Here is an 8,333-nt window from a genome sequence, read left to right as displayed (position 1 = left end):
GTTCCCCGATTGTTTGGTGAGTCTAGCTAACTCCATGTCGAATTGCGCGAGTGACCGCTTTGCCTTTCGATAAGCAGGATTCCAGTCGCCGTTCGGCAATTGGGGGCGATGGTCAGTGCAGTACACACTGCTTAGGCGCAGCACATCGTCCGGATCATCTCGCTTGGTGTTGTCGTTCCCAACTGCAAAAGCAGTCAGTTCAGCGGGTGCACCACAAAGGCGGCAGAATTCTTGAGCGCGTCTGCCGTTCAAGCGGGTGTCGCGTAATTTGGCCTTCAAGGGCGGCTTGCGGGCACAAGCACGAATCAAGTCCAGCAATGTTTCGAGTGTCGCAACAAATCGTTGATCTCTGGCGGTTTCTTCGGCCCGTGTCGAGACGAACGCTCGCAGCAACTGGCGTTGCAGGCGAGCCATCGAATTAAGTCCTACTAAGCGAACGATGTCACTGAGGGTCACGACGCCGCCAGCGCCGGGCATGTAGCTCAAATACTGTTGCGGAAGCGATGCTGTGTATCTGGCAACAGCAGGATCAATGAGTTCCTGTATCAGACGGTCGATGCGTTTGCCCCGCGAGGCTCCGGAGTACGGTCGCCAGCGATCCTGAAACTGCCTGATGGCTTCCGCGACAGTTGGATCACACCCCTCCCAGATTCGGATGACGGGAAAATTCTTCATGTCAACCATTTTAGCCAATCAATCGGTCGATGCAATCGGCATCGAAGGGCACCATCAAGCATAAGTTCGCAAATGCTGAAGGAGGCCAAAGTATGCACGTACCGACGAACAGAACTCTCATCAATCGCCGCCAGCTTCATGCGATGATCCCGTTGGCTGAGCGCACGATTTTTAACATGGAACAACGAGGGGAATTTCCTCGCCGGATTGTGCTCACCAGCCGAAATGTAGCGTGGGATTTGGCCGAGGTTGAGGACTGGATTGAAGCCCGCAAGGCGTCGAACATTCAAGCCTTTTGCCCCGGCTCAAGGGCGTGAACCATGGCGATTGACTTACGGGAGGCGTTCGAGAGCGACCCGCCTGTACTGGACTTCATATGGCCCGGCTTTCTCGCAGGAACAGTCGGGGCGCTTGTAGCTCCCGGAGCCACGGGCAAGAGCTTTTGGGCATTGGAAGCCTCAATGTCGATCGCGTGCAGCGTTGCCGGTGGCGATCTTGTGGGGCTCACCCCTGCGCATTCTGGCCGCGTAGTATATCTGGCCGGAGAAGACCCGCCGCCTGCGCTTGTTTGCCGGGTTCACGCTATTGGCCAGCACCTGAATCAGCAGGCACGTGAGGCCGTCGCGGAAAACCTGACCCTTGAGCCTATCATGGGCAAGCGCTTGGACGTGATGAACGACCAGCACCTAGCCCGGATCATTGCGTTCTGCGCCGACGCCCGGCTGATCGTGCTGGATACCTTGAGCCGGATTCACAGCTTGGACGAGAACAGCAACGGCGACATGGCGCGGCTTGTCGCCACGCTGGAGTACGTCGCTGCCAGCACTGGGGCGTCCGTCCTTTACCTGCACCACGTCAGTAAGGGTAGCGCCCGCGAGGGCCAAACCGACCAGCAGCAGGCAGCGCGGGGCGCCTCCGCGCTGATCGACAATGCCCGCTGGTGCGGTTTCGTTGCAAAGATGACCGAGAAAGAGGCCGAAGAGCGGAGCGACCGCTCCTATGACCGACGGCCTATAGGCAATGAACGCCGCGGCCATTTTGTGCGGTTCGGGGTGTCCAAGCAGAACTATGACGCTACGCCGCTTGATCGCTGGTACTCGCGGCAAGCCGGCGGTGTGCTGTTGCCCGTTGAACTTGTGGAGGCCGAACAAGAGAGCAACAGGAAGGCGTGGCGTGGGTGCGCATGAACTGACCCACGCACGCCATGACCCCGGTCATTGTCTAGCGCCCGGATTGTTCCGCAGTCTTAAGCGGGGTGAGCGCAAGCGCGGAAAGCTGGATGTGGTGTATGACTACGGCGATGGTAAGCGCATTGAGTTCAGCGGACCAGAGCCACTGGGTGCGGACGATTTGCGTATTTTGCAAGGTCTGGTGGCAATGGCTGGCCCATCGGGCCTTGTTTTATCCCCTGAGCCTCGGACCGACGACGGGCAACAGCTTCGGCTACTCCTTGAGCCAAAGTGGGAAGCTGTCCAACAGAATGCTATGGTTGTTAAAGGCAGCTATCGGGCGTTGAGCCGTGAAATTGGCTATGCCAACATCGACGACACCAAGCCTGTGCGCGATTGCATCGAACGCCTCTGGAAGGTTTCTATCATCGTCCAGCACGGCAAAAAGCGTCAGGGTTTTCATTTGCTATCTCAGTATGCGAGCGACGAGCAGGACGGCAAACTGTACGTGGCTCTGAACCCATTGATTGCCCAAGCCGTCATGGGTGGTAGGCAGCATGTCCGCATCAATATGAACGAAGTTCGGGCGTTGCAGACCGACCCAGCCCGCCTAATTCATCAACGCCTATGCGGTTGGATCGACCCCGGCAAAGCACGGCGTGTGGAACTGGACACGCTTTGTAGTTACGTCTGGCCGGATGATGCCAGCGCCGAGGCCATGAAGAAGCGTCGTCAGACGGCCCGCAGGGCGCTGGCCGAGCTTGTCGCCGTGGGATGGAAAGTGGATGAGTACGCCAAGGGGAAATGGGAAATTAGGCGGCCTCCCCCCACGGTAACTCTCCCCGATGCCCACGGTATCTTTCCCCAACCCCCACGGTATCTTTCCCCGGCCTAATCCAAAAAAGCTAGGCAGAGCTTGGCTTTGCGGCCTATTTGGAAAACCGATCCATGATTTTCCATAGAAAATCCATAATGCGCGCGAAGCGCCGCGCCTTGAAGGCGCAGCCCATCGCTCGCGGATCGGCCTTCGGCCTCAGTTTAAAAGGCACCAAAATGGGAAGGGTTGGACAACATAGCCACCTAATGTCATTGAGAGGCTCAGGGGTGACCTTGGGGCCTTCTCCTCTTAGGATGTCCGGCCAAAAGAAAAGCCCGCTGAGCGGGCTTCTCGTGGTTTTCTAGGAAGTGTTACCGTTCGGAGTCGCCATGCCGCTGCACCCTCACAATCAGCATGTCGATGGTTTCACGCTGTTGCCGTGAGCCGTAGAGCGGCAAGCTATGGAATGCCCGCAACGCCTCCAAAGAATGAAGCGCCCCTTTGTAGGACATACGGCTATGCCACCCGGCAAGGGCGTCCAGTTTCGAGCCATGCCCCCGCGCGCGCAGCCGCTGACACAACCAGTAGGCCCCGAACACGAAGGCCGCGCAAAGAAGGGTAAAAACAAACATGGTTTGCAGGTATTGGAGAAGATTAATCATGGCTTGTCCTTGGCTGGTTGGATCACGTTTTCAATGTCCGGCCCTTTAGTAGGGTCGTCCTCCGGGTCATCCGAGGGCACCGTAGGCGGGGTGCCAAGAGATATGCCATGCGCGCCTTCCATGCCCGGCACGGAGATTGAGGCAAGAACGCCTGCCGTCCGTACAGCCCCCGCCAAGCCCATGTGTGTGGCACGGCCCGGCGTCAATGAAGCCGTTTGACCTGGCTGTAGATCGGAGCCGCTGGCAGGTGCACCACCAGCGGCCCCGCCTGGTGCCGTGGAGGCCCTTTCCGGCCCGCTGGGGCTGCTGGTCGCCCTTCCCCTGCTGCGGCGTCAGACGCGCCGGAGGGCGTGCCAGCGGGGGCGCTTTGCGCCGGAGCCGTCGCGTTGGCTTGCGCGCCCCCGGTCGAGGCCCTGCCAACCGACGACGATGCCCCGGTGCTGGCCGTGCCGTTCATCGGCTTGGCGGCGCTGGCCGCCCCACCCACGCGCGGCGCAATCGTGCTGGCCGCACTCGGGCCACCGGAGCTGCCACCCATCGCCCCGGCGGCTTTGGTGCCACCCATAACGGCGGAATCAATCAGGCCCGCGAGACCGCCGCCCGCAGCAGCCCCACCCGCCGAGCCAGCGGCCCCGCCAGCGACGTTGGCAACCCCGGCGGCGATGCCACCGACGCCACCCGTGGCAATGGCCGCTCCGGCAGCCGCGCCCGCAGCCATACCGCCAATCGTCCCGCCGCCACCAACGGAGATCCCGGAAATCAGTCCCTGAATAAGATCGGGAATAGTCTTGGTGAGGTAGGCGCACGTGAAGGCTAAACCCACCATCGTCCACATCGAAGCGTTATCAGTGTGCGTATAGGCTTTTTCCCAAGCGGTCGCGGATTGGGAGATCAATCCAACAAGCAGCGTCAGCACAAAGAGCTTTGCTCCAACTGCCACCGCATAGCGGGGCATTGCCATAGCGTATTCGCGGGTCCACTGACTCCCACCAAAACCCAGAAGAAGTACCGATGCGTTGACGACGATGTAGGACTCTATGAGGGTCACAGCCATAAATGCTGCAATGAAAGCAAAGCAAAGAAGGACGCATATGCTTGCCAGACCGATTGAAACGCCGACCAGAGGATTCAGCGTGTTTACGTTGCCTATGGTATTGGCAAATTTAACAGCTAACATGAACACGTCGCTGGGCTGCAAGGCGGACGATTGACCAATTGCGATGCCGCCCGCGTCTCGAAATGACTGAACAACCGCGTTGGCCCAATAGGTTGATCGTGTGAGAATTTCATAAAAGAAACCGATCACAAGCGAGTACTTGATGAGTTCGTGAACGATTTCACCAATATCAGCTTGCCGGATCGCTAAGGGCATGAACGTCATGACAAGCTGTATCGCGGCCAGCGACCAAAACAGCTTTTCAGCATAACCAAGAAGGCGGCCATTCCAAAGGGCCGAATTCTGCTGAATCAATTTCAGCAAGCCGTCAAATTGAACGCCGGAATGGGTTACAGTTTGCGCAAAAGCATCGGGAGCAGCCAGCAGCGTACATACTACGGCAAGGACTGGAAAAACGTACTTTGGTGCAAATATCTTTCGGGTATCCATAGCGGAATATCCTCAAAAGCTCTGAGGCTTATCGTGTGCAACAACCCCTTTTTGGAATTGCTTGACGGCGGATGACGTGCATGGCTGACGTGAACGATTGTGTTCCACGAAAGATGTGGCAGCTACTCCCGCCGCAAAAAATACAAGGCAGAGAAGCCCCATTACATACTTCGAGATCGTGACCATAGTGGCCTCCCTAGAACGACCGAGGGGTGTCATTTGCGACGACACCGCTTTGGTAGGTTTGCGTGAAAGCGTTATCTACCGCTTGGCGTTGTATATTTTGGGCGTAGTACATGCTTTCGTTCTGAATCTGCGCGTTCATTATCTCGCGCAGCTTTTGCATTTGCTGGACCTGTTGAGCGGCAATCTGGTTTCCGGCCTGAATGGCTTGCAATCGGCCTTGCGCGGACTGTGATTGATTGACCAGACCGGCAAGCGTTTGGTCCTCTGCCGGAATCTGGTTTACATTGTCACCGGCAACCGCCATGGCGGTTTTGTTGGAGTCCAGACCGTTTTGTGTCCACTGGTTATAGAAGCTCTGCACGTAGCTGGGATTAGTGCCGATCTTATTTAGGTAGGTGCTATATCCCGGAAATTTCGACTGAAAATTGCTATCGAAGTTCGCCAAATTTCCGGCCAGCCCTGTGCTTTTGTTGTAGAGGCTTTGGATTTGGGTAATGTTGCTGGTTAGCTGCTGAAACGCGCTTGTCGGCAGAGAAAGCCCCTGCAAAAGCATGTTCTGATATTGCTGAATCTGCGTCTCAAGTTGCTGCGCCGTGTTGGCCGCCGTTTCGACTTGCTGGGCATACTGCATGACCTGCGAAAAGACGGTTGAGCAGTTTGTGCAGTAAACGATGAAGGCAGATGCTGGACGTGGCGCAAACGTAGAAGCGGCGCTAGCAGCCAAAACCAACACTAAGCGGCGCACGGACTTACCCGCGAGATAGGTCATTTCGCTGCCTCCTGTTGCGACCAAAAAGAAGGGCAATGTGCATTAGGCAATCTGTATTTGTGGCGATCATTGTGATGGATACGAAGACTGTCTAAATACCAATCTTCAATTTCATTCTCGATAGAGGCGGCAATAAGCTGGGCAAGGTCAACATGGCCTTTGCTCAATTCACGCTGCATGTGAGAAAGACTATCTCGCAAAACTGATAATTTGCGCCGTACACTCATGATCGTTCTCCTTGTTTTATCCCTGAGATGATCTTTTCAAATTCCAATTTGATTTCATCATCGGATAGGCCAAGATCGGCTAACCCTGTTTTTACGGCGATCCGGCCAATCCGGGTGGCAGCCTCATTCTGAAGTTTGGTGAGTCTTGCCTGAGCTTCTTCAAGTTCTCTTTGTGCTTCGATCCGCCGAGCGTTGAGGGTCTTTCGAGCCATCAAGTATTCCTCGTTTTGGTGTCTTCAATAACGAGAATTATCGGCCAATCTGGATCGATTTCAACGGACGAAAATGATGAGAGAACACAGTCAATACAAAGTAAAGGCGACTTAGGGCGACTTTGAGAGAATCAAGGAGATTTAAGGCGACTTAAGGCGACTTAGCGCGATTTTCTGATGAAAATAATTTTTTGAACATAGACATGCGCAGAGAACTAAGAAGTCGTCTAAAGTCGCACCAAAGTAGGATGGCAGGATGTGTGTTGTACCGGTACGCGCTGACGCACGCACCGGCCCACCACCGGCCTTACTCGCCTGCGGCTCGACGGAATCCTGCTCTGCGAGGCTCACGGTCGCTGCCGCGACAGACACGAAAGGAGGACGCGCAAGCGCATGACCGAGGACACCAAAGAGAGGCGCGGAGGCCGCCCGCGAGGGGCGCGGATAGAGGTATGGGTGACGCCGGAGGAACGGGCCGAGATCGCCGACCGGGCCGAGCGGGCGGGCCTGTCCCTGTCCGCCTACATGCGGGCGGCGGGCCTGAATCACCGCATCAAGTCCGTCTATGACCTACAGGCAGTCGGCGACCTTGTGCGGGTGAATGGCGACCTTGGCCGGGTGGCTGGTCTGCTGAAACTCTGGCTAGCCGAGAAGCCGGGACAAGGTGCCCGGCGGTTCTAGGTTGACCAGATGATGACCGAGTTTCGGACCATGCAGGCTGAGCTATCGGGAATTATGGGGCGAGCCGTCAAATAGTCGCCTCACTGACCTTCCGAGGGGGGGCAACGTCCGAGTGGCACGTCTTCGCGTCCTTCGTGGTTTTACCCACGGTAATTCGTGGTTTCACACACGGCCATCAAAGCCAAGAGATTTTCATAATAAAATCAGAAAGATGCGTACATTCGATACGGCGTATAGGGTAGATTTTGTCCCTGAAACGGCCGTGTGTGAAACCACGAACATGCTTTTGGATTGCACAATACAATTCCCGCGCCATTCGGCCCGGCGATAACCCAAAGCTGCGGGCGGCTCATAGCGCCCGGATGACTTCATCTCCGGCCCTATTGAACCGCACCAGTTCACGCCGACCGTTCGGATGCTCTTTGATGAGCAAGCCCGCCGGGGTGTCGTCCTTGACGTAGTAGATCGGGAATCCGGCCTGTAGGTGTTCCTTGGCGGCGGCTCCATCGTCATGCTGAAGCGCGTGCAAGAGGTCATGCCAAAGCTCATCGTTGGCGTCGTCCATACTGTTCGGCTCCACGGTTTTCATCTGCTGGTATTCCATTCGCCTGAGGCAAGGTATCGGCGGTGAGCCGCTTGGTCCAGCGTCCAGAAAACGGTGGTTTTTTGGACACTACTAGAATAGCCTACTGGGGTTACCCGAATCGGCCCATAGGTGTTAACATACTCGTCAAGTTTTCAATGTTCTGGTTGCGTCAATGAATCAACGCATAGGATACGCTCGGGTGTCCACAGATGATCAGCACCTCGACCTGCAACGGGATGCTCTCACGCAGGCTGGGTGCGGCGTGATTTATGAGGAAGCGGCCAGCGGGAAGAACGCCGCCCGCCCGGAGCTTGAGCAGTGCCGGAAGGCGCTGCGGGCTGGGGATACCCTTGTCGTCTGGAGGCTGGATCGGCTTGGCCGCAGTTTGCCCGATCTCGTTCAGATCGTGGCCGAGCTTGAGCAGCAAGGTGTGGGCTTCGAGAGTTTGGCGGAGAAGATCGAGACAGGCAGTGCAGCGGGCAAGTTGGTCTTCCACGTTTTTGCTGCGCTGGCTGAGTTCGAGCGAGGCTTGATCCGAGAGCGCACCAAGGCCGGTCTTGCTTCCGCGCGAGCTAGAGGCAGGGTTGGCGGTCGGAAACCAAAACTGGACGATCAGCAGGTGCGTGAGATTAAGGCGTTGCTGCGCGATCCTGATATTCAGGTTGCTGACGTGGCTCGCCGCTATGGCGTGTCCCGGACCACCCTTTACAAGCACGTCGGTGTCATAACGGCACGCCACTAGG

12 protein-coding genes are annotated in these 8,333 nt (G+C 56.8%); 5 read left to right on the top strand and 7 right to left on the bottom strand.

Going from position 1 to position 8,333, the window contains the following annotated elements; genetic code table 11:
* The coding region (locus MXAZACID_RS19140) for a hypothetical protein (protein WP_205619730.1) at positions 1-675 on the bottom strand (675 nt) is incomplete at its 3' end.
* A gap of 92 nt (positions 676-767) precedes the next feature.
* On the opposite strand from MXAZACID_RS19140, the gene MXAZACID_RS03955 reads away from it, so the two are divergent.
* Genes MXAZACID_RS03955 through repC form a run of 3 tightly spaced genes read left to right on the top strand, consistent with a single transcriptional unit; the run spans position 768 to position 2,739 of the window.
* Complete coding sequence (locus tag MXAZACID_RS03955; RefSeq protein WP_008492799.1) at positions 768-992, top strand: AlpA family transcriptional regulator; 225 nt, start codon at positions 768-770, stop codon at positions 990-992.
* A 3-nt stretch (positions 993-995) separates the two neighbouring features.
* On the top strand, positions 996-1,862 hold the full coding sequence (locus tag MXAZACID_RS03950; protein ID WP_008492798.1) for a helicase RepA family protein: 867 nt from the start codon (positions 996-998) through the stop codon (positions 1,860-1,862).
* Entirely contained in the window at positions 1,849-2,739 is an 891-nt protein-coding gene (gene repC, locus MXAZACID_RS03945; protein ID WP_039884709.1) for a replication protein C, IncQ-type, read from the top strand. Before MXAZACID_RS03950 ends, repC begins: the two co-directional genes overlap by 14 nt.
* Before the next feature lie 293 nt (positions 2,740-3,032).
* On the opposite strand, the gene MXAZACID_RS03940 is transcribed toward repC, so the two are convergent.
* The 5 genes from MXAZACID_RS03940 to MXAZACID_RS18165 all read right to left on the bottom strand — a co-directional run bounded on the left by MXAZACID_RS03940 (position 3,033) and on the right by MXAZACID_RS18165 (position 6,323).
* Positions 3,033-3,323 carry a hypothetical protein gene (locus MXAZACID_RS03940; RefSeq protein WP_008492795.1) on the bottom strand — a complete coding sequence of 97 codons (291 nt, stop codon included), beginning with the start codon at positions 3,321-3,323 and terminating at the stop codon, positions 3,033-3,035.
* A gap of 202 nt (positions 3,324-3,525) precedes the next feature.
* Positions 3,526-4,929, bottom strand: coding sequence for a P-type conjugative transfer protein TrbL (gene trbL, locus MXAZACID_RS03935; RefSeq protein ID WP_008492794.1), 1,404 nt, complete (start codon positions 4,927-4,929; stop codon positions 3,526-3,528).
* Between the two features lie 196 nt (positions 4,930-5,125).
* A complete protein-coding gene (gene trbJ, locus MXAZACID_RS03930) occupies positions 5,126-5,884 on the bottom strand; it encodes a P-type conjugative transfer protein TrbJ (protein ID WP_008492793.1) in 759 nt (252 codons plus the stop codon).
* Positions 5,881-6,111, bottom strand: a complete 231-nt coding sequence (locus MXAZACID_RS18705; RefSeq protein WP_144052642.1) for a hypothetical protein — start codon at positions 6,109-6,111, stop codon at positions 5,881-5,883. The genes trbJ and MXAZACID_RS18705 overlap by 4 nt, the downstream gene beginning before the upstream one ends.
* A complete protein-coding gene (locus tag MXAZACID_RS18165) occupies positions 6,108-6,323 on the bottom strand; it encodes a TraC family protein (RefSeq protein WP_008492792.1) in 216 nt (71 codons plus the stop codon). The genes MXAZACID_RS18705 and MXAZACID_RS18165 overlap by 4 nt, the downstream gene beginning before the upstream one ends.
* A 393-nt stretch (positions 6,324-6,716) precedes the next feature.
* Between MXAZACID_RS18165 and MXAZACID_RS03925 the strand changes: the two genes are divergently transcribed.
* A complete protein-coding gene (locus MXAZACID_RS03925; protein ID WP_008492791.1) occupies positions 6,717-7,004 on the top strand; it encodes a conjugal transfer protein TraJ in 288 nt (95 codons plus the stop codon).
* Positions 7,005-7,353: 349 nt separating this feature from the next.
* Here the strand turns inward: MXAZACID_RS03925 and MXAZACID_RS03920 are convergent, their stop codons facing one another.
* Entirely contained in the window at positions 7,354-7,608 is a 255-nt protein-coding gene (locus MXAZACID_RS03920) for a hypothetical protein (RefSeq protein WP_008492790.1), read from the bottom strand.
* A 154-nt stretch (positions 7,609-7,762) separates the two neighbouring features.
* Here MXAZACID_RS03920 and MXAZACID_RS03915 point away from each other — a divergent pair, with 154 nt between their 5' ends.
* Positions 7,763-8,332 (top strand): recombinase family protein, encoded by a 570-nt coding sequence (locus MXAZACID_RS03915; protein WP_039884708.1) that lies wholly within the window; start codon positions 7,763-7,765, stop codon positions 8,330-8,332.
* Position 8,333: the final 1 nt, after the last annotated feature.

The organism is Acidocella sp. MX-AZ02, assembly GCF_000306035.1.
Taxonomy (GTDB): Bacteria; Pseudomonadota; Alphaproteobacteria; order Acetobacterales; family Acetobacteraceae; genus Acidocella; species Acidocella facilis.
Note: the sequence above shows the minus strand (reverse complement) of the source record. Positions and strands in the feature narration are given on the sequence as shown.